This is a genomic window from Rhodococcus oxybenzonivorans, from assembly GCF_003130705.1.
Taxonomy (GTDB): Bacteria; Actinomycetota; Actinomycetes; order Mycobacteriales; family Mycobacteriaceae; genus Rhodococcus_F; species Rhodococcus_F oxybenzonivorans.
In genome coordinates, this window is record NZ_CP021354.1 from 1,163,904 (window position 1) to 1,185,760 (window position 21,857).

The 21,857-nt window shown below is 63.5% G+C and carries 17 protein-coding genes; 13 read left to right on the top strand and 4 right to left on the bottom strand.

The window, feature by feature from the left end; genetic code table 11:
• Nucleotides 1-72: 72 nt before the first annotated feature.
• The 4 genes from CBI38_RS05585 to CBI38_RS05600 form a co-directional block, all read right to left on the bottom strand.
• The gene (locus CBI38_RS05585) at nucleotides 73-1,512 is read right to left on the bottom strand and encodes a FadD3 family acyl-CoA ligase (RefSeq protein WP_109327067.1); all 1,440 of its coding nucleotides are present in this window, start codon (nucleotides 1,510-1,512) and stop codon (nucleotides 73-75) included.
• Nucleotides 1,509-2,690: an amidohydrolase family protein gene (locus CBI38_RS05590; protein WP_109327068.1), complete on the bottom strand. Its 1,182-nt coding sequence runs from the start codon at nucleotides 2,688-2,690 to the stop codon at nucleotides 1,509-1,511. The genes CBI38_RS05585 and CBI38_RS05590 overlap by 4 nt, the downstream gene beginning before the upstream one ends.
• A 29-nt stretch (nucleotides 2,691-2,719) precedes the next feature.
• A complete protein-coding gene (locus CBI38_RS05595; RefSeq protein ID WP_109327069.1) occupies nucleotides 2,720-4,264 on the bottom strand; it encodes an AMP-binding protein in 1,545 nt (514 codons plus the stop codon).
• Nucleotides 4,265-4,518: 254 nt separating this feature from the next.
• Nucleotides 4,519-7,788, bottom strand: coding sequence for a protein kinase domain-containing protein (locus tag CBI38_RS05600; RefSeq protein WP_109327070.1), 3,270 nt, complete (start codon nucleotides 7,786-7,788; stop codon nucleotides 4,519-4,521).
• A gap of 278 nt (nucleotides 7,789-8,066) precedes the next feature.
• Here CBI38_RS05600 and CBI38_RS05605 point away from each other — a divergent pair, with 278 nt between their 5' ends.
• The 13 genes from CBI38_RS05605 (at nucleotide 8,067) to CBI38_RS05665 (ending at nucleotide 21,842) form a co-directional block, all read left to right on the top strand.
• Nucleotides 8,067-9,119, top strand: a complete 1,053-nt coding sequence (locus CBI38_RS05605) for a phosphotransferase (protein WP_109327071.1) — start codon at nucleotides 8,067-8,069, stop codon at nucleotides 9,117-9,119.
• A 62-nt stretch (nucleotides 9,120-9,181) separates the two neighbouring features.
• Nucleotides 9,182-9,610: a cupin domain-containing protein gene (locus tag CBI38_RS05610; protein WP_230990091.1), complete on the top strand. Its 429-nt coding sequence runs from the start codon at nucleotides 9,182-9,184 to the stop codon at nucleotides 9,608-9,610.
• A 72-nt stretch (nucleotides 9,611-9,682) separates the two neighbouring features.
• Complete coding sequence (locus CBI38_RS05615; protein WP_109327075.1) at nucleotides 9,683-11,269, top strand: AMP-binding protein; 1,587 nt, start codon at nucleotides 9,683-9,685, stop codon at nucleotides 11,267-11,269.
• Entirely contained in the window at nucleotides 11,259-12,488 is a 1,230-nt protein-coding gene (locus CBI38_RS05620) for a CaiB/BaiF CoA transferase family protein (RefSeq protein ID WP_109327079.1), read from the top strand. Before CBI38_RS05615 ends, CBI38_RS05620 begins: the two co-directional genes overlap by 11 nt.
• Nucleotides 12,485-12,904: a Zn-ribbon domain-containing OB-fold protein gene (locus CBI38_RS05625; protein WP_109327081.1), complete on the top strand. Its 420-nt coding sequence runs from the start codon at nucleotides 12,485-12,487 to the stop codon at nucleotides 12,902-12,904. Before CBI38_RS05620 ends, CBI38_RS05625 begins: the two co-directional genes overlap by 4 nt.
• Entirely contained in the window at nucleotides 12,901-14,103 is a 1,203-nt protein-coding gene (locus CBI38_RS05630; RefSeq protein WP_109327082.1) for a thiolase family protein, read from the top strand. Before CBI38_RS05625 ends, CBI38_RS05630 begins: the two co-directional genes overlap by 4 nt.
• A gap of 62 nt (nucleotides 14,104-14,165) precedes the next feature.
• Nucleotides 14,166-15,632 (top strand): aldehyde dehydrogenase family protein, encoded by a 1,467-nt coding sequence (locus CBI38_RS05635; protein ID WP_109327083.1) that lies wholly within the window; start codon nucleotides 14,166-14,168, stop codon nucleotides 15,630-15,632.
• Entirely contained in the window at nucleotides 15,629-16,852 is a 1,224-nt protein-coding gene (locus CBI38_RS05640) for an amidohydrolase family protein (protein WP_109327084.1), read from the top strand. The genes CBI38_RS05635 and CBI38_RS05640 overlap by 4 nt, the downstream gene beginning before the upstream one ends.
• 45 nt (nucleotides 16,853-16,897) lie before the next feature.
• Complete coding sequence (locus CBI38_RS05645; RefSeq protein ID WP_109327085.1) at nucleotides 16,898-17,683, top strand: SDR family NAD(P)-dependent oxidoreductase; 786 nt, start codon at nucleotides 16,898-16,900, stop codon at nucleotides 17,681-17,683.
• The gene (locus CBI38_RS05650) at nucleotides 17,680-18,936 is read left to right on the top strand and encodes a cytochrome P450 (protein WP_109327092.1); all 1,257 of its coding nucleotides are present in this window, start codon (nucleotides 17,680-17,682) and stop codon (nucleotides 18,934-18,936) included. Before CBI38_RS05645 ends, CBI38_RS05650 begins: the two co-directional genes overlap by 4 nt.
• A 7-nt stretch (nucleotides 18,937-18,943) precedes the next feature.
• Nucleotides 18,944-19,378 (top strand): nitroreductase family deazaflavin-dependent oxidoreductase, encoded by a 435-nt coding sequence (locus tag CBI38_RS05655; RefSeq protein ID WP_109327093.1) that lies wholly within the window; start codon nucleotides 18,944-18,946, stop codon nucleotides 19,376-19,378.
• A 21-nt stretch (nucleotides 19,379-19,399) separates the two neighbouring features.
• The gene (locus CBI38_RS05660; RefSeq protein ID WP_109327094.1) at nucleotides 19,400-20,044 is read left to right on the top strand and encodes a TetR/AcrR family transcriptional regulator; all 645 of its coding nucleotides are present in this window, start codon (nucleotides 19,400-19,402) and stop codon (nucleotides 20,042-20,044) included.
• 220 nt (nucleotides 20,045-20,264) lie between these two features.
• Nucleotides 20,265-21,842, top strand: coding sequence for an ABC transporter substrate-binding protein (locus CBI38_RS05665; protein WP_109327095.1), 1,578 nt, complete (start codon nucleotides 20,265-20,267; stop codon nucleotides 21,840-21,842).
• Nucleotides 21,843-21,857: the final 15 nt, after the last annotated feature.

Sequence of the window (21,857 nt, forward strand, 5' to 3'; positions counted from 1 at the left end):
ACGTCGAAGGGTGAGTTCTGTGCGTCTACGCCGGGCCCAGTCTTCGCGCGGCCGGCGTGGTTCGGGAGGGTGTTACCCCACCAGATCTTTCAAGTGCTCCTTCATGACCTTGCCGGTGGCGTTCAACGGGAGAGAGTCGACGAATCTCACGGTCCGCGGCACCTTGAACCCCGCCATTCGCTCACGGCTCCAGGCGATCAGCTCCTCCGCGGTGACAGGGTTCTTCGCGACCACGAACGCCTTCCCTACCTGGCCGAGCCGCTCGTCGGGAACGCCGATCACCGCTACTTGGTCGACTGCGGGATGCTCGAGCAGGAATCCCTCTATCTCGGCGGGGTAGGCATTGAAACCGCCGACGATGTACATGTCCTTCTTGCGGCCGATGATGCGCAACCGGCCCCGGTCGTCGAGGGTCCCCAGATCCCCGGTGTGCAACCAACCGTCGGCATCGATGGCTTCCGCGGTCGCGGCCGGATCATCGAGGTAACCCTGCATGACGGTGTAACCCCGGATCAGAACTTCGTTGTCGGCTGCGATCCGCAATTCGACTCCCTCGCAGGGTGTGCCGACGGTCGTCGCAATTTCTTCGAAGGTGTCGCCGGGCCGCGAGGCGGTTGCCGTCCCACCCTCGCTGAGGCCGTACCCGGTCATGATGGTCTCGAACGGCAGTTCGTCGTGAATTCGCCGGATGAGTTCGACCGGGATGTCCGCTGAACCGGTCACCGCTGCACGCAAGGACGAAAGATCCCAGTTCCCCTGCGCTGCCAGAAGCGACTGATAGAGAGTCGGCGGACCGGGCAGCGTGGTCACCTTCTCCTTCTCCACCAGTTCGAGTACCCGATCGACGTCGAGCACGGGCACGGGCAGGATGGTGGCGCCCCGAATAAGGGAGGCGATCACACCTGCCTTGTAACCGAACATGTGGAAGAACGGATTGACGATCAGATAGCGGTCACCTTCCCGCAGATCCGCCAGATCGCACCACTCCGAGAAGAGGCGGAGCGTCTGGCGGTGGTTCATCATGACGCCCTTCGGGCGGCCCGTCGTACCGGACGTGTACATGATGTCGGCGATGTCTTCGCCGCTGACCGCACACTCGAAGGGCTGGCCGTCCGAGAGAAAGCCCGATTTGAGATCGATCACGGGCACACCATCGGGTCCCGAGTACTGGACACCGAGGAAACCCTGCTCGACCAGCAGAAGTTTCGCGCCGCTGCGCCGGATGATGTCTTCGGCCTCGTCCTGCTTGTACCGGGTGTTCACCGGAACGAGCACGCCGCCGGCGGTCAGCAGACCGAACGCGGCGACGATCCATTCGGCCGAGTTCGGTGCCCAGAGGGCCACCCGGTCACCCTTGTCGATGCCGGCCGACGCGAATGCCCCTGCGGCTCGCCGAACTCGGCCGGCGAGTTCGGCGAAGGTGATCCGAAGCGGCCCGTCGACGACCGCTTCGGCAGTGCCGAAGCGGTCGCCCGCGCTCAGGACCATCTGGGGGATGGTCTCCCACGTCATAGATTCATCAACCTCGCGAGGTTGCCACCCATGATCTTGGCCTGGTCCTTCTCTTCCAGGTGTCCGAGCATGTCGGCGAAGTGCCGCGGTTGTGCCAGACCTTCCGGGTGCGGGTAGTCGGACCCGAACAACACCTGGTCGACACCGATCAGTTCGATCAGGTCGGTCACGCCCTCCTCATAGAAGGGGCTGACATGGATGCTGCGCTTGATCGCCTCCACCGGATCTTGCATACCGAAGCCCTCGGGGGCCTTCTTGTACGTGTCGGCCAGGACGTCGAGCAGGGGCTTCAGCCAACTCGAGCCGTTCTCGATGACAGCGAGCTTGATATCGGGGAAGCGGAACAGCGCGCCGTGGCAGACCCACGAGGCCACCGTGTCTTGCACGGGCCGCCATTCGTTGACCATCCGGAACGTGTTCGTCTGGAACGGCAGCATTTCGCCGTCACTGCCCTCCCACTCTGCGTCGTGCCGGGCGTAGCCGCTGTCTGAGGAATGCATCGCCACCAGGATGTCGAGTTCGACGACACGCTTCCAGAAGGGGTCGAATTCAGGGAGGGCGAACGAGCGGGAACCCTTGTAGCCGGGGACCGGTGCGGGGCGGATGAGAATCGCCCTGGCGCCTCGCTCGACCACCCACTCCAGCTCCTCGATCGCCTTGTCGACGTTCGGCAGCGTGATCACGGGTGTGGTGAAGATGCGGTCCTGGTAGTTGAAATTCCATGTCTCGTAGAGCCACTCGTTGAGCGCGTGGACGACAACATGGATCAGGTCCGGATCGTCACGCATGCGCTCCTCGACGAGGCTGGCCAGGGTCGGGAACATCAGTGTCCGCTGCACGCCCAGCTCGTCGAGCAGCTCGAGGCGAGCGGCCGGCTCACGAAAGGCCGGGATCGACTTCATCGATTTGCCGAAGATCTCGCGCCGGCTCTTGCCCTCGGGGTTGCCGTTCTTGAAATAGTCCTCCATCGAGCCGGGCCGAGCGACCACGTCGAAGGTGGGATTGGGGATGTAATCGCTGATCTGGCCGCGAATAGCGATCTTGGTGCGGCCGTCGACCTGCACATACTTGATCGCATCCTTGTACTTCTCGGGAAGGAACTTGGTGAGGGCCTCCTCGGTCTCGTACAGGTGGTTGTCCGCGTCGAACAGCGGATACGGCAAGTCGTTCACTGGCATGAGATCCTCCTTATCGATTTACGAGAATACTATTCTCTTCTGCCGAGTGCCGCAATGTCCTGACGCACCAGAAACTTCTGGATCTTGCCGCTGGCGGTCCGTGGAAAGTCGTCGACTCGGTGCAGTTCCTCCGGCCACTTCTGCCGCGCGATCTCAGCCCGCTCGAAGTGAGCGCGGACGGCGTCCATCGAGGGCATGGCGTGTCCGGGCCGCAGGCGCAGTACGGCGGCCGCCCGCTCCCCGAGGCGGGCGTCGGGCGCCGAAACTACTGCCGCCTCCGCGACCTCGGGCATGGCGAGTAGAACTTCCTCGACTTCGAGGGCGCTGATGTTCTCGCCGCCGCGAATGATGATGTCCGCCTTGCGATCGGTGATCGTCAGGTAACCGTCTTCGTCTATCGTGCCGATGTCCCCGGTGTGGTACCAGCCGTCCGAATCGAACGCTGCCTCGGTCAAGGTGAGATCGGTATAGCCGACGCAGAGATCGGGGCCACGACTGAGGATCTCACCGTCGGCCGCCAACCGGACCTCCACTCCGGGCAGGGCGTCCCCGTCCGTGAACAGCCGTTTGTCCTCGGGTGCGGTGTACCGCGAGCCCGTGATCGACGGATGTTCGGTGCTGCCGTACGAGCGGAACACGGTAATGCCCAGCTCTGCCAGCCGAGTGGTCACCGCCGAGGGGACCGAAGACCCGCCGAGGCCCGCGTACTTCATGTGCGGCAAATGCCGGGGCGAAAAATCAGGATGGTCGAGGAGGCTGGTGGCGAAGTAGGTGGCCCCGCCGCCGACGGTGAGCCCGTCGCTCTCCATCAGCGCCAGCGCCTGAGCCGGATCCCACGTGTCGGTGAGATTTATCGCCGTGCCGTCCAGAACGGGGATCAGGAAGGCATTCACCATGCCGATGAAGTGGCCGACGGGAGCGGCAGTGAGCTGTTTGCCCCGGTCCGGCGGGTAGAGGCCCGCGAGCTGTCGCGTCTCGTGACCCAGTGTCTGATGACTGTGAATGACACCTTTGGGGGCCCTCGTGGTGCCGGAGGTGAAGGCAATCAGCGCCGGACCCGCCGGATCGGCTTCGACGGTACCCGGCATCGGGTGCTCATCGAGCAGGTCGTCGAAGTCGCGGCCCACGACACCCACGACGGGCACGTCCGAGCACAGATCGGCGTGGTACTCGGTCCGCCCGAATCGTTCGGCGGTCACGAAGACGTGCGGCTTGGTCTCGCTGAGGATGTATCCGAGTTCCTTGCGCCCGTAGAAGTGGACGATCGGGACCACGGTGGCGCCCAGAAAGGCTGACGCCCAGAACACGGCGGCCGCTTCCATCCAGTTGGGCAACTGGAAGGCGACCACGTCTCCGGGACCGACTCCCCGAGAACGCAATCCGCCCGCCAGCCGACGGGCAACACGCTCGACGTCACCGAAGGTTCCCGACCACGGACGAACGGTCGAGTGAATCCGGAACTCGACGTCCGGGGCCGCGTCGAGACCGCGCGTGAGCAGGTCTCCGATCGTGTCGCGCGTCCACCATCCTTCCTCTTCGTAGCGCGTGATCAGTTCGGGGGGGACGTGCCGCATGTGAGAGCTCCAATACCCGTGGACGGAGCCGCGCCGAGGTCGGCACCGCGGCGTCGGGACTCGCTCCGGCCGGCGTCTGCCAGCTGTGAACATGATATTCTCGCTAGACAAGAATGCCAATATCGGAATCGAGAACAGCGCTCGGTCGACCTCGAGCTGGAGCTTGGTGTCCGATCAGAAGGCGAAGCCGACTCGGTCGCTTTGCGGTCTCGTTGGACTGATCGGAATCGACACCAGCGAGTGCAACAACGGCTTCATCCCCGCCAGCTCGAGCGTGACCGGTCGACGGTCCAGGCTGCGATCTGCGCCCTCGAGGTGAATCCGAGTTTGGCGAGGATGTGCTCTACGTGGCCTCGAGCCGTCCGCGGGGAGATGACGAGCTCCGCCGCAATCTCTTTGTTGGTCAATCCTCGCGTCACTAGTTCGGCGACCTGTTGTTCACGCTTGGTCAGACCGGACGTCGTTCGAGACGGGTCGGCTCGTCCGGATCGGACAGTTCCCAGGGCGTAGTCGATCGCGTCGTCGAAAAGCAGCGCATTACCCTCCTCTCGCGCGGCGTCGAATGCCTTCGTACCGAGCGCCCGTCGCGTGTTCTGTTCGCAGTCATTGTGGTACTCGAGGAGTTTGGGTAGGTAGACCGAGGAACCTCCCACTGCCCGACTGAGCGTCTCTGTCGCGCCCATAAGCACTGCAGCACGGTGGAAGTCCTCCTCCCCACTTGCGATCCAGGCGAGCGTTTCCAGGCAAGCGCCCGCACTGACCTGGTTGTTCGCTAGCTGAGCCAAGCGTAGGGCCTGCTGCAACTGCATCGCTGACCGGTGGAGATCGCCCTGCCGCCACAACGCGACACCGAGGGACCAGAGGGCGTACGCCTGGTGAACCGATTCCCCGCGTGACCGGGTGATCGCCAGGACTCCCTCGAAGCACGAGATCGCCTTCTCGATATCACCTCGCGATTCGTATGCAAGACCCAGTAGCGTCATGGCCTTGATCTGAACAGTGAGGTCTTTTTGTTCGGCGAAGTCCGTTACCGAGACTTCCAGGAGTGAGCAGGCCCGGGCAATATCACCATTGAACATGGCATTCAGGCCGTCCGCGAACGTGACATAGGAACTCATCCTCGGGTCCGTACCCTGGTTGCCGAGCCGGCGTGCTTCTTCGACCAGTTCGTTCGCCCTCATGACATCGCCCTGCGTTTCCGCCAACAAGCTGTTGGCGTACAACGCCTTGACCCGTTCCGGAGTGGGCTGCTTGTCGGCGCCTTCGAGAAGGCGATCGAGCCAGTACCGCCCTTCCCTGAACATGGATCGCGTGTTCCAGAAATCTAGGAGAGCGTCCGCGATCCGCAGACCTGTTGCGGGGTCCGCGGACGCGCAGAACTGCATCGCTTCTCGCAGATTGGACTTCTCTCGTTCGAGTCGATCGATCCACTCGAGTTGGCGAGGACTGATCCAGTCGTCCGCAGCATCAATTACCAACTGCTGATACCAATTCCGGTGACGTGTCCTCAGATCGTCGTAGTGTCCGCTCGCTTGGGCCTTCTCCCGGCCATAACTGCGAAGCGTCTCGAGTAGTCGGAATCGCACCCCATCGGCTGATCCTTCCCGGATCAGGATCGATTTGTCGAGCAACGAGGTCACGACATCGAGCAGGCTGGGCGAGGTGAGGTCGTACCCGCAGATGGCCTCTGCAGCATCCAATTCGAAGCTGCCGGCGAACACGGAGAGTCGAGCCCATCCAACCTTCTCGAGAGGAGTGCACAGGTCGTAACTCCAGTCGACGCAGAGCCGCAAAGTCTGTTGTCGCGTCGATGCACTCCTGGCACCGCCGGTCAGAAGAGCGTAGCGATCGGAAAGCCGCTGGAGAATCTGCTCGGCTGACATCATCCGCAACCTCGCCGCCGCCAACTCGATGGGCAGGGGCAAGCCGTCGAGTCGTCGACAGATTCCAGCCACCGCCGCCTGATTCTCCTCGGTGAGTGTGAACCCCGGAACGGCGGTTCTCGCTCGCTCGACGAACAATGTCACTGCCTCGGAGTTCGACAAACCTTCCCGGGAAGTGGACCGATCGGTATCCGGGACGGGGAGCGGAGGCACCCGTAGCACTGATTCCCCGCCGACAGCAAGAGCCTCGCGACTCGTAGCGAGGATCTGCAGCTTGGGACAGGTGCGCAGGAGAGTCTCCGCCATCTTTGCAACCGCGTCCACGACCTGCTCGCAGTTGTCCAACACCATCAGCAACTGCTTCGAACCCAGAAAGTCCACAAGCACGTCTTGTACCCGCCGCGCCGACTGATCCCGCAAACCCAGCGCCCCCGACACCACATCGATCAGCAGTGATCCGTCACGCAATTCGCCGAGTTCGACCAGCCACACCCCATCGGGGAATTCACGCCGTGCCTGCGCTGCCACTCGAAGGGCCAGGCGAGTCTTCCCCGCGCCCCCGATCCCGGTGAGAGTGACCAGTCGCGACTGTGACAACAAGGTTTTCGTCTCTACGAGTTCGCGCCGGCGGCCGACGAAACTGGTCAACTCCGCAGGAAGATTTCCCAAGCGGTCATCCTCACGATTCATTGCGGAAGGTCGTGCACTGCGCGAGCTCGCATACAGTCCCGGCCGCTCTCCGGTTCGCGATTGTAACGCCATGTCGTCGACCTGGAATCCATGACGGGACTGGGCCTCCTGCAGCTGTTCGCCGAGCCCCGCGGCGGACGGGCGATGTGAAACCGCCGACATCGCTTGTTCGATCGCAGCGCTGACATCGCCGGGGAGTCCCTGCTCTCGCAAGTTCGGGATGGGTTCGCTCCTGAGTCGGATGAACTGGGCAACCACCTGCTCACCACGGCGTCTCTCGACGGCAGCGTGGCCGGTGGCGGCGCAGAACAATGTAGCGCCGAGGCTGTAGATGTCCGCCGCGGGGCTCGGAGACCGGCCGGCGAGTACCTCGGGAGCGGTGAACGCAGGGGAACCGGTGACGACGCCGGTAGCAGTTTCGAAACCCCCGGTGATGTGCGCGATGCCGAAGTCGGTCAAAGCCGGCTCACCGTAGTCGGTGAGGAGGATATTCGTGGGTTTGACGTCGCGGTGCACGATGCCGATTCGATGCGCAGTCTCCAGCGAGGCGGCCACCTTCACTCCGAGCCTCAAAACCTGCTCCAACGAGAGTGGTCCCTGCCTGCGGATCATCGCGTCCAGGGAGTCCTGCGCGTAATAGGGCATGACGAGGTAGGGGCGACCGCTGCTGGTCGTACCGACCCCCAGCACGTTGACGATGTTGGGGTGCCCCGTCAGCCGTCCCATTGCACGCTGTTCGCGGAGAAACCGTTCCCGGTTCTCGTCGTCCAGGTCGGCGGTGAGGACCTTGACAGCCACTGACCGATCCAACGCGGGCTGCCGACAGCGATAGACGACGCCGAAACCACCGCGACCGATCTCGACGGCGTCCTCGAACCCCGCCGCCTCCAGCTCCGCCGTGAGTGAAGAAGTCACGGCGCGCTGAGTTGCCAGCGGGTCCAGGTCAGCCATGGCGTCCCTCCGGAACGAAGCCCGAAATCGTCGGTAGAGCCGCCTCCAATACTGCCACTTCCCGCGGCTGGACCAGGAAGGCGATACATCGACCTTGTTGGTAACGCAGAGGTTCTTCCTCGAAATCGAAAATTAACTATGGAGTTCTTGTGTGAACAGTATTACATTCTCCCCATGGTGAAACGACGTTCTACCGTATGCACTGCATATGAAGGTGTGGATCCGAATCTCGGCGAGGTTTCCATGCCTGCGGAGGGCCCTCGACGATGGGATCTGTCATGACCATCGCTGTCCCGGACACTCTGGAAGAGGCACTGTCTCCGCAATGGCTGACGGCGGCACTCGAACCCCGGTACGCGGGAATCGAGGTGCGGGAGGTGATCCCGGGCCCAGTCGTGGACCGCGTGTCCACCAACGCGCGCTTCACGATCGTGTGTGAGCGGGACACGCCGGATGGTCTGTCGTCCAGCCTGTGCGTCAAAGGATATTTCAACGACCAGGGGCGCGAAGCGCGGTCGGTGGGGGAACGCGAGGCGTGCTTCTACCGCGATCTCGCTGCCGGCAGTGGCGTGCGGACGCTTCGGGGGGTCTACGCGGACTTCGACCCCGCCACCCATCACGGCGTGGTGATCACCGAGGACGTCGTCGCCGAGGGTGGGGTCTTTCTCGATGCGGACAGTCATTTCACGCCGGACCAGGCTGCGGAGAGTCTCAGCCAGTTCGCCAGGCTCCACGCCACAACCTGGGGCAGGGCGCAATGGGCAGAAACCACCTGGCTGAAACCTAAACTGGACGGTGCGCTCCGGGCCTGGGGAGCCGACACGATCACGGCGCGAATCGACGAGAATTTGAACGGGCCCAACGGTCTACGCGTCCCCGCAGAAGTTCGCGACGCTCGCCGGCTCACCGAGGCATACAGCGCGCTGGTCGGCACCCTGCAATCCGAGCACGCGTCCTCGGATTGGTGTGTCATTCACGGCGACGCTCACGTCGGAAACCTCTTCCTGGATCCGATGGGCGCGCCGAGTCTCGTCGACTGGCAGCTCGTGCAACGCGGCATGTGGTATCTCGACGTGGGCACGCATATTGCCACCGCGCTCACCGTCGACGATCGTCGACGAAGCGAGAAGGACCTCCTCTGGCACTATCTCGACTGCCTGGCGTCGCACGGTATCGCGCTACCGTCGCGGGACGCGGCGTGGCGGGCGCTGAGCCGGGGCATTGTGCGCGGCTTCTTTCTCTGGGGTATCACCGCCAAGGTTGCACCACATTTGATCGAAATCTTGTTGCACCGCCTTGGGACCGCGGTCGCCGACCACGACGCCCTGTAGCTCAATGATGTTCGATGCCGTGTGACTGAGCGAGTATCGATCGAATCGGAATGGAGCGCGCTATGCCCCACGCAAATCCCACCGATCTCCCCAACGGCGGGGGCGGCCGTTGGCCGGCCGCCTTGAACCACTTCCGCTCGGTGCAGTGGGGGGACCTCGAGGTTGGCTACACCACCACGGCCGGACCGCGTGACTGCACCGAAATGTACCGTGCCGGTGGACTTCCGGGGGGAGTCTGCATGTGCCCCCACTATGGTTACGTCCTCGCCGGGGCGATCACTGCCTGCTACCCGAATACCGGTTGGGAGGATGAGGTCGTGACCGTCGGTGAGGTCTACTTCTTCCCGGCGGGCCACATTCTCAAATACACGGAACCGACCACGCACCTCGAATTCAACCCGGCGTACGCGCTCCAGCAGTTAATGGATGCGATACAGCGCCTCGCCGATTCGGCGGACGCTCTGCGGACGGCGAGTTATCCGTCGGAGTGATGTCGGCCTCCGTCACTCTCAGATCTGGAAGGTGTTGTGAGACCATTGACTACAAGTATCCACGTTCGAACATTGCGGACGGTGCCGGACGCACTGCGTCGTCACTACGAGGAGAAGGGCTGGTGGACACAGGAATCGCTCGGCGCAATTCTGAGTAAGGGATTGTGCGAGCATCCCGACCTGGAGTTCCGAGTCCACTCGGTGACCCATCCCTACTCCGGGACTTTTTCCGATGTCGAGCTGGTAGCCCGAAGACTTGCAGGAGGGTTGCGCGCACGCGGAGTCGGTCCGGGTGACGTCATCGCGTTCCAGTTGCCCAATTGGATGGAAGCTGCGGCGACCTTCTGGGCCTCGTCCATTCTCGGCGCCGTCGTCGTGCCGATCGTGCATTTCTACGGTCCCAAGGAACTGTCGTTCATCCTGGCCGGCGCGCAACCGCGGGTGTTCATCACGGCCGAACGCTTCGGCCGGATGACCTATGATCCCGTCATCAGTGAGCACGTCGAGATCGTCGGGGTGGTCGGTGTCGATTTCGACGATCTTCTAGCCCCGGAACCGATGACCGGTCTGCTCGATGTGGACCCGCGGAATCCGGCCGTGATTGCCTACACCTCGGGGACCACTCGCGAGCCGAAGGGTGTCATCCACACGCACCAGACGCTCGCATTCGAAACGAGGCAACTGCTCGCGAATTACGAGTCGGATCGTGGGCGGCAGCTCACCGCACTCCCGGTCGGGCATTTCATCGGAATGCTGGGCGCGTTCCTCGTGCCACTCCTCGAAGGCACTCCCGTGGACATGTGCGACGAGTGGAATCCCAGTCGGGTACTCGCGCTGATCGAGTCGCACGGAGTGGTGATCGGTGGTGGGCCACCGTACTTCGTGACCAGTCTCCTCGATCATCCCGACTTCACGGACAATCACCTACGGCATCTCGGGTACATCGGGCTCGGCGGATCCGCGGTTCCGTCCGCGGTCACCCGGCGCCTGTCCGATCTGGGCATCATCGTGACACGTTCGTACGGGAGTACGGAGCATCCCTCCATCACCGGCTCCCGAAACGACGCTGCCGAAGACAAGCGGCTCCTCACCGACGGATGCCCGCGACTCGGGGTCGAGATCCGGCTGAGCGACGACGGTGAGATTCTCAGTCGCGGCCCCGATCTCTGCCTCGGGTACACCGATGGCGCGTTGACGGCCGATGCCTTCGACGACGACGGCTGGTACCGCACCGGCGACGTCGGAGTCATCGACGAAGAGGGGTACCTCACGATCACGGACCGTAAGTCCGACATCATCATTCGCGGAGGCGAGAACATCGGCGCCGCCGAGGTAGAGGATGTCCTGCTGGAGATGCCCATGATCGCGGAGGCAGTCGTCGTCGCCGCGCCGGATGCACGGTTCGGCGAGCATGCCGCTGCCGTGGTCCGACTCAGGCCAGGACGGGACCTGCCCACCCTGGACCAGGTATGGAAGCACTTCGAGGCGGCAGGCACTGCCAGGCAGAAGTGGCCCGCGGAACTGCACATCGTCGAGGACTATCCCCGTACCGCATCGGGGAAGGTGCAGAAGCATCAGGTCCGCGCATGGCTCACGTCGCCGGCTGTGGGTGCGAGTACGACGTCAACACATGAAGGGAGCGCCCCCGATGGTCGATGACGGATCACACCAGGCACGGGCCTTCGACGGAGTACGCGTGATCGAACTGGCCCAATGGGTATTCGTGCCCGTGGCCGGCGCGCTTCTGGCGGAATGGGGAGCGGACGTCATCCGGGTGGAGCCGTTGGACGGAGACCCCTACCGTGCGCTGACGACTCAAGGTATCGGAGCAGGTGCGGCCGGCCCGAATCTCTCGGTGACACTGGCGAATCGGGGAAAGCGATCGGTCGCGGTGGACGTGCGTCACCCCGACGGGGCCCGCATCCTGCACGAACTGCTCGACACGGCGGACGTGTTCCTCACCAGCCTGCGACCCGGGGCTCTCGCGCGGCTCGGGCTCGACGCCGACACGCTGCGGGAACGGTATCCCACGTTGATCTACGCACGCGGTCACGGCTTCGGTATGCGTGGACCGGACGCCGAGAAGCCGGGCTACGACAGCTCGGCCTTCTGGGCGCGTGGGGGAGTCGGACACACCCTGACGCCGAGCGAGCGGAACTACCCCATCAGCCAGCGCGGTGCGATGGGCGACCGAAACGCGGCCATGGCCTTGGCCTTCGGCGTCGCCACCGCACTGCTCGAACGACACAAGACGGGTGTCGGCACCGTGGTGGACGTCTCACTCCTCGCCACCGCGATGTGGATGCTGTCCTCGGACGTCCTGGCTGCTCTCAACGGCGGAGAAGTGACGCAGGTGAGTGATCGAGGTCCACAGGTCAATCCGCTGACCGGGTCATATCGGACGAAGGACCACCGCCACGTTCAGCTCATGCTTCTTCAGGGTGACCGCTACTGGCCGGATTTCGCCCGGCTTGTCGGCCGGGAAGATCTGATCGATGATCCGCGTTTCGCGGACATGGCGGCTCGGCGCGCCAACAGTGCCGACTGCGTCGCGGTCCTCGACGAGGTGTTCGCCGAACGCACGCTCGAGGAGTGGAAGGCCATCCTCGCCGACCTCGACGCGCCGTGGGCTCCCGTCCAATCCGTCCATGACCTCATCGACGATCCCCAAGTACGCGCGAACGGTTACGTGGGCGAGGTCGTGCTCGGTGACGGGAACACCTACAGACTGCCCACGGTGCCCGTTCAGCTCGGCCAGCGTCCGCCGGAGCTGCTCCCCGCCCCTGAGCACGGTGAACACACCGAGATGATGATGCTCGAACTCGGATACGACTGGGAGCAGATCACCGGCCTTGGAGAAGCGGGCGTCATCCCGTGAACGCTCGACGACCGGTGCCGGTGCCGGACGCTGCGTCCGAGGCCTACTGGGCCGCAGCGGCCGAGCACGTGCTCGTTCTGGCGCGGTGTCGCCGTTGCGGCAGCTTTGCGCTTCCTCCGGACAGTGTGTGCCCGCACTGCGGTTCCACGAACCCGGAATTCGAGTTCGTCCCGGCGAGTGGGCGGGGTACCGTGCGGTCCTGGACGACAGCCCGGCAATCCTTTCTTCCAGGCTTCGACGACATGCTGCCGTTTGTGCTGGTCGACGTCGAACTCGTCGAACAGGCCGAGCTCCGGATGATCGGCCGGCTGCTCGACGACGTCGAACTCGACCTTCGGATCGGGCTACCCGTCGTCGCCTCGTTCGAGGACGTGGCACCCGGTGTCTCGATTCCGGCGTTCGGGCTCGCCCCATGAGCGGCGGGTTCGCCGCGCGCAACAAGGTTGCCCTCGTCGGATACGCGCACAGCGATATTCGGCGCCGCAGTCCTCGAACGCTCGGTGCGCTGGCGCTCGATACGGCACGCGCCGCGATCGACGACGCGGGGCTTGACGTCGATCAGATCGACGGTTACGTCAGTTCCAGCCTCTTGCCGAGCTCGAGCGGGCGAGCCACGGAGGACGGTGTCGATGTCGTGTCTTCCGCCTGGCTCGCACAACGTTTGGGCGGCAACCCGCGGTACGTAGCAGGTTTCGATGGTATCGGCCAGCTCACCGGGTCGGTGGCGATGGCGGTCAACGCTGTGGCCGCCGGAGCAGCCGACTACGTCCTCCTCCACCGTGCGTTGCACAATCCGTCGGGCAGCTACCACGCCAACCCGATGCAGGAAGTTCACGGACTTCAACAATGGACGGCTCCGCAGGGATTCTTCGGGCCTCTGGCCATGATCGCCCTGCCGTACAACGAGTACCTGCAGCGGTACGGCGCGCATCCGGAATCGATGGCCGCCGTGGTGGCCGAGGCCCGCAAGAACGGCGCCCGCATCCCGTGGTCGCACTGGCACGGCAAGCCACTCGATTGCAGCGAGTATCTGGCGGCGCCGAAGCTTTTCGACCCGGTCTGCCGCTACGACTGTGACCTTCCCGTCGACGGCGTCGGGGCGTTCCTCCTCACCACTGCGGAACGGGCGCGGGATCTACCGCATGCCCCCGTCTACGTTTCCGGTTACGCAAGCAGCACACCGTCCCGTAGGCGACTTCCGCTGCACTGGCCTTTGGACGACATCCTCGACGGCGGAAAGGATCTGGTGCGCCGGCTACGAGCGAGCTCCGGAATCGACCTGAGCGAGGTCGACCTCCCTCAGGTGTACGACGGCTTCTCGCCGTTCGTGTGGTTCTGGCTGGAGGCGCTCGGATTGTGCGCGCCGGGCGATGCGCACCGGTTCGTGGTGGACGGCGGGATCGACAGCGACCGCCCCGGGGCGATCCCGGCGCTGTCCGGGGGCGGTGCGCTGGGCAACGGTCGAATGCACGGGATCCCCCAGATGCTCGAATGCTATCTCCAGCTGGCGGGTCGGGCAGGCGAACGACAACGGGAAAAAGTCGTCACCGCGCTGGCGTGCCACTCGTCTCCGCACTACGGCGGCGCAGTCATGTACTCAGCTACCCAATTTTGAGAACAGCACTATTCCTTACGCGAGAACTATGTTCTACTTTCACCAGGGATATAGGAGTAAATGTGAGCATCCTTTCTGAACGCCGCACCTACGTGGCGGGAAGCTGGATCACCGGCGACGATGTGATTGCCGTCGAGAATCCGGCCGACGAGACCCACGTGGCGGAGGTGACCGGCACGCCGATCCGCGAAATCGAGCGTGCCATTGTGGCAGCGCGCCGCAGCTTCGACGACGGAGACTGGGCAGACCGAACACCGCGCGCACGCGCGGAAGCGCTCCACGCCTTCGTGGACCACCTCGAGTCGAACCGGAATACGCTCGTCGACACTGTGGTCGCCGAAGCAGGCCAGCCGACCCGTTTCGCGGAGGAAACACAATGCCGCGCCGGGGTGGCGATCGCACGTCACACCATCGACCTCTACCTCGCGATGACACACGAGGAGTCCAACCCGGTCCCGGTCGACGACCTCGTCCGCGGCCGCGTTGCGCTGAGCATCAGGCGGCACGAACCGGTCGGCGTGGTCACTGCGATCACCCCGTACAACGCCGCTGTGATCATGGGGCTGCAGAAGCTGATTCCTGCACTGATGGCCGGTAATTCGGTGATTTTGCGTCCCAGCCCGCTGACGCCGATCTCGTCGCTGATCTTCGGTTCGGCTGCCGATGCAGCGGGTTTGCCTGCCGGCGTGCTGAGTGTCGTCGCCGAGTCGGGTACCGCCGGTGCACAGCTGCTGACCACCCACCCGGCGATCGATATGGTGTCCTTCACCGGTTCGACAGCGGCCGGCCGCAAGATCATCGAGCAGGCCGCACCGACGGTGAAGCGGCTTTCGCTCGAGTTGGGCGGTAAGTCGGCTCAAATCTACCTCCCGGACGCCGTCCATCGCGTGGGAACGGGTGCGCTCGCCGTGGTCGCGCGTACCGCCGGACAGGCCTGTGTCGCCGCTACCAGAATGCTGGTGCCGCAGGAGAAGAAGGACGAAGTCCTCGAAGCAGTGTCCGCCGCATACGACTCGATCAAGGTGGGTTTGCCGACCAATCCATCCGCCATGATGGGGCCGGTCATCAGCGCGGCACAACGAGACAAGTGCGAACAGTTCGTACGACTGGCCGAGGAAGAGGGCGCAAAGGTCCTGTTCGGTGGTCGCCGTGCCGCGGGCTTCGACCGCGGATATTACTTCGAGCCCACCGTGCTGGACCTTCCCGACAACACCAATTCCGCGGCGCGAGAGGAGATTTTCGGCCCCGTCATCGGCGTGATCGGTTACCGCGACCTAGACGAGGCGGTCAATATCGCGAACGACAGCGACTATGGGCTGTCCGGGCAGGTGTATGGCGGCGACACCGCGGCGGCGGTAGCCGTCGCCCGACGGCTCCGTACGGGTGCAGTGAACGTGAACACCACCGTCTTCAGTGCGTACGCACCGAGCGGTGGATACAAACAGAGCGGTCTCGGACGCGAGCGAGGTCCGGACGGAATCAGAGAGTTTCAGGAAGTCAAACACATGTCGATTGGAGAACTGAAATGACGAAGACAACGAATACGACATCGGACTACAACCTTGATTGGCTCGTCTCCGTGGACGACCACATTCTCGAACCACCCAACCTCTGGGTAGACCGGGTGCCGAGCAAGGATCGGGATCGTGCTCCCCACATGATCAAGGACGACAGCGGGATGGACGTCTGGGTCTACGACGGCAAGCGGATGCCGAGTAGCGGCCTCAGCGCCGTGGCTGGCAAGTCCAAGGAGGAATTCAGCCCCGAGCCGCTCAACTACGACGAGATGCGACCGGGTTGCTACGACCCCCTGGCCCGAGTCGAGGACATGAATCGAGCCGGAATCCTCGCATCCCTGTCATTTCCGACGGTCACCCGGTTCTGCGGGCAGCTCTTCATGGAGGCGAGCGACCGGGAGTTCGGCTTCTCCTGCCTCCAGGCCTACAACGACTGGCACCTCGAAGAATGGGCGGGCGCCGCGCCGGGCCGATTCATCCCGTTGATCCTCATTCCCATGTGGGATCCGGCGCTCGCCGCCAAGGAGATGGAACGTTGCGCCGCGAAGGGCGCCACCGCGTTCTGTTTCTCCGAGAACCCGGAACCGCTCGGACTGCCCACCATCCACGACAAGGATCGCTTCTGGGATCCGGTGATGGCCGCCGCCAATGACCTCGAGATGGTCGTCTCCATGCACGTCGGCTCCTCGTCCACCGTTCCCCGGATCTCCGCCGATGCACCGTTCATGGCCAATCTGGCCTGGGGGGCAACGCGAACCTCGGGCGCGATGCTGACCTGGCTGTTCAGCAGCATGTTCCAACGCTATCCCAACCTGAAGATCGCATTGTCGGAAGGCGAGATCGGCTGGATGCCCTATTTCCTCGAGCGTGCCGAGCAAGTGCTCGACAAGCAGCGCTACTGGGTGCAGCGGGGCGCCAAGTTCTCCGGGCATGCCGGTTCCGACCTCGACCTCGATGCACTCGACGTCCGCGAGGTGTTCCGCAAGCACATCTTCGGGTGCTTCATCGACGATGTGCACGGGATCGCGAGCCTGGGCGAGATCGGCGAAGACAACATCATGTGCGAAACCGACTATCCCCATTCGGATTCGACGTGGCCGAATTGCATATCTGTGGTGAAGAGCAGGATCGGGCACCTTGCCCCCGAACTGCAGTACAAGATCCTGCGAGGAAACGCGGAGCGGCTGTACCGCTTCACCCCGGCCGAAGTCCCGGTGACCGCCAATGCATGACCTCGTGTACCAGTCCGCCAGCAGAGCCACCGAAGGGAGTGTGTGATGACCGAACTGCTCGAGGGCAGAACTGCCATCGTGACAGGTGCCGGATCTGGTGTGGGGCGTGCGACTGCCGTCCTCTTCGCCCGCGAGGGCAGCCGCGTGGTCTGCGCCGACATCGATCTGCAACATGCGAAGGAGACAGTGCGCATCATCGAGTCCGACGGCGGCGTCGCCGTCGCCGTCGGGAGCGATGTCTCCCGTGAGGACGAGGTCGTAGGAATGGTCGATGCGGCTGTCGAGCAGTTCGGCCGACTCGACATCGTTGTCAACAACGTCGGCATTCCGACGCCCCGTCTGGGTGCGCTGCTCGAGGACCACACGCTCGACGACTTCAATCGGCTTGTCGCGGTCAACCTCGGTGGTGTGTTTCTCGGCTGCAAGCATGCAGTGCTGCAGTTCAAGAAGCAGGGTGGCGGAGGAACCATCGTCAATACCGGCTCGGTCGCCGGTCTCGTCGCCTGGGGTGGTTCGGTGTACGGGGCGACCAAGGGTGGTGTGCTGCAATTGACTCGAGCCCTGGCCGTCGAGGGCGCTCCGCACCAGATCCGCGTCAACGCGGTGTGCCCGGCCGCGATGCCGCTGACGGGTTTCATGTCGGCAGGGGGGATGGACGCGTCGCTCGACGCCCATCCCGACCTCACTGACCGGATGGCCGCGCAGCATCCGCTCGGGCGTTTCATCACGGCCGAGGACTGTGCGGAAGCGATTTTGTATCTGGCTTCCGATCACGCCCGGAACGTCACCGGGGTGTCGCTGCCGATCGACGGGGGGTATGTGGCGCGATGACCACCGAATCGCTCGATCGTGTTCGTATGCGTGAGTTGTTCGATCTACGCGGGTCCTACAACGAGCTCACGGGTGGCCACTACGACGGTGACCCGTACCCCACGTGGCATCGGCTTCGTGAGGAAGGTCCGGTTCATCCGGGGACCGTCCACGAGCTCACCGGCCGGCCGGAGACTCTGTACTTCCAGGGTCTTCCGTTCCCGGACCGGCCGCATTTCTCGGCGTTCAGCTACGACGCCTGTATGGAGGCGTTTCGCGATCCAGCGGTGTTCGCCTCCTCGCCGGAAGCGGTGGACGCGGATCCGGAGGCGGGCTCGCTGGGGCATCAGAGCATGTTGTCGATGGGGGGTGTTCAGCACCGACGCTACCGCGGACTGGTCCAGCCCTCGTTCCTGCCTTCGAACGCCGAGTGGTGGATGAAGAATTGGATCGAGGAGACGGTCCACCTGCTCGTCGACGGATTCGCTGGGGACGGGCACGCGGAATTGAATGTCGATTTCTGTGCGGCCATTCCGGTGTTGACCATCACGGGCAGTTTCGGCATCCCGATGGAGCAAGCACTCGACATTCGAGCCGCATTGACGCGAGATCACCAGAAGATCATCGACATCCTCACGCCGGTCGTCGCGGCCCGCCGTGCGGAGCCGAGGGACGACCTGATCAGTATCCTGGTCCAGGCGGAACTCACCGACGAGGCGGGTGTCGCGCAGCGTCTGACAGACGAGGAGATCTACACTTTCTCGCTACTGCTCTTGGCGGCGGGCTCCGGCACCACCTGGAAGCAGATGGGGACGACGATCACCGCGCTGCTGCAACGCCCGGACGTGTTGAACGCGGTACGCGAGGATCGAAAGCTGCTGCGGCCGGCTATCGAAGAGACGTTGCGATGGATGCCGACCGATCCGATGTTCTCCCGATGGGTCACCGAGGACATCGAGTTTCACGGTCAGCGCATCCCGAAGGGCGCCGTCATGCATCTCTGTGTGGCTGCGGCAAATCGTGATCCCGCGCGGTGGGACAGTCCCGACGAATTCGACATCATGCGTCCCCTGAAATCCACGTTGGCGTTCGGGCAGGGCTCGCACATTTGTCTGGGCATGCATGTGGCCCGCGGTGAGATGACCGCCGGGATCAACGCGCTGCTCGACCGGCTGCCCGGCCTCAGGCTCGACCCGGACGCCGAGCCACCCAGCTTCGTCGGGATGTACGAACGCGGAGCCACCGCCATACCCGTGCTGTTCGATGTGAAATGAGTTAGGGATGTCCGAGACGAACTACACAGCACCCGACCTCTCCCTGAGGGGCGACGACCACATCCGGGTGTATCGGGAAACCGGGGGAGAAGTGGGCTATCTCTGGAACGGCGTACCGACGCTCTTGCTCACCGTGACGGGACGACGCTCCGGCCGTTCGCACTCGTCGGCGCTGATCTTCGCCCGCGACGGCGACGACTACCTCGTGGTGGCGTCCAAAGGAGGGGCACCCGCCCACCCTCAGTGGTACCGGAATCTGCGTGCCAATCCAGAGGCAGAGGTGCAGGTCAAAGCCGAGAAGCTCGCGGTACGTGGGCATACCGCCGGGCCGGAGGAGAGGACGCGACTGTGGAAGATCTTGACTGAGCTCTGGCCCAACTACGACGTCTACCAGTCGCGGACGGAGAGGCAGATTCCAGTCGTCGTGCTCTCACCGACATGACACCAACTAGACTCGAGCACCATGTCTTGGGCTGAGGAACGAGCCGCGGAACGGTCACCGGCGGTACGGCGCTCCCGCAGCCGCATCGCGGATCAGGTGCGTTCGATTCTCGATGCGGCACAACGGCTCATCGAGATCAAGGGCGACGCGTTCACAACCCAGGAACTCACCAAGGAAGCCGGCGTCGCGCTGCAGACTTTCTACCGATACTTCGGGAGCAAAGACGAGTTGTTGCTCGCCGTGCTGGGCGACGCGATGGAGACCGCCTGCTTACGGTGGACAGCGGCAGCTTCCAATCTCGATGATCCGCTGCAGCGGCTTCATTTCTACATCACATCCATTCTGGGCGGGCTGGGGCAGGAGCCTCGCCGCGACGCACTCGCCCAGTTCATCGTCACCACCCACTGGCGGTTGCACCGCGTGTTTCCGGAAGAACTCGCCAAAGCCGAGCAGCCGTTCGTCGACCTCTTGCACACGGAGATCAGGGCGGCCGTCGAACGAGGGCAGTTGAAAACCGCCAACACAGCGGGGGACGCCTGGTTCGTCTCCGAGCTGGTGCGGTCGGTCTACCACTACTGGGCTTACGCACCCGGTGACGCCGAGGATGTTCAAGACCGACTGTGGGAGTTCGTTCTCAGGGCGCTCGGCGGAGTGGCAAAACCGTAGCCCGTTGCAAGAATGAATGTTTCAAAGCTTTTGCTGACATATTCGCTCTTGTCCTCAATATCCGATTCTGCATATGGTGTAGATCACAGCAGGTAGGCATCAGCGGAACCTGTTCGCTCCCAGAACCTTTTATCAACTCGGGCTCGTAATGTTCGGGCATCGGCTACGACGTTGAGCGGGAGCACTAACCGCCACCATTCACATCCACGGAGAGGTCCACATGATCCGCCGTACACGTACCCCAAAGCTCCTAGCCGCGGCCCTTGCCACGGCAGCGATGGTACTGCTCACCGCCTGTGGAAGCGGAGGCGTCACCACGAGCGGCGGCGCACCCGACAATGAGGGTGATCCGGTCGCCGGTGGAACTGCGCGCATCCTGCAGCTCGCCGAGCCCCGTTCTCTCGATCCCGCAAGCCTGTCGAACACGTGGGCGCACATGGCATCGCTCGGCAACGCCTTGTACGGGACCTTGATGATCAATGACATCAAAACCTTCGACACCGAGTTCAAGATGGCCTCCGACTTCTCGACATCGGATGGAGGTGCGACATTCGATCTGACGCTGCGGCCGGGGCTGACCTTCACCGACGGCACACCCCTGGATGCGGCGGCGGTCAAATTCAACTGGGACAGGCTGAAAGACCCGCAGTTGGGGTCGACCTCGATCCGTCAGGCGGTGCAGGTGGCGAACTCCGAGGTGGTCGATCCAGTCAAGCTGAAAGTCACCTTGGCCGCGCCGAATCCGCAGTTTGCGGAGTCGCTGGTGGCCGGGGCGATGAACTGGATCGCCTCGCCGACCGCACTGCAGCGAGGGTCGGACTCGTTCAACGAGAAGCCTGCGGGTGCGGGCCCGTTCAAGTTGGTCAGCTGGACTCGACAAGGTGCGATCGAGCTCGAGAAGAACCCCGACTACTGGGACGCGCCGAAGCCGTACCTGGATCGGATCACGATCACTACCGTCCACGATGCGAACCAGCGCCTGAATGCAGTGGCCACCGGCGGTGCCGACCTGGCGTCAGAATCGACCATGGCCAGTATTGCGAAGGCGGACGCACAGGGGCTGCACTACGAGATCGTCCCCACCGGTGGCGGGCAGATCATCGCCATGAACCATCGCCGGGCACCGTTCGACGATGTGCGGGCACGTCGTGCTGTTCAGTTGGCGTTGGACACCGGCAGTCTGAACACCACCGTCTATAACGGCGAAGGGGAGGTTCCCCAGACCTTGTTCACCGAGGATTCACCTTTCCACGCCGACGTACAGCTCCAGGACTCGGATCCGGAGGAAGCTCAAAGACTGTTCAACGAACTGGCGGCAGAGGGCAGGCCGGTCTCGTTCACTTTCATGGCCTATCCCACGAGTGAATCGAAGATGTTGGCCGAGGCAGTTCAGGCGCAGTTGAGCGGATACGAGAACGTCGACGTGCAGGTCGACGTGCGTGATATCTCGCGTGCGACAGCAGCGGCGGCGAGTCGGGACTTCGACATGACGATCTCCTCCTCGATCATCCAGGATCCCGACTTTCCACTGTGGACAGCTTTTCACTCCAAGTCGCCCGGCAACTGGGTCGGAATAAATGATCCCGAGCTCGATGCAGCGCTCGACAAGGGGCGGGTCTCCGAGTCGGAAGCCGAGCGTATCGAGGCGTACGACACCGCGCAGAAACGCATCAAAGAGGTGATCCCTGGGGTCTGGTATATCCGCGCGGTCCCCGCGGTCGTCTACGGAAACAACTTACGGGGAGTCGAGATGTACACGCTGGGTTCACCACTGCCCGAGGAGCTTTGGGTGAGCTGAAGGCTCAGGGGGCCG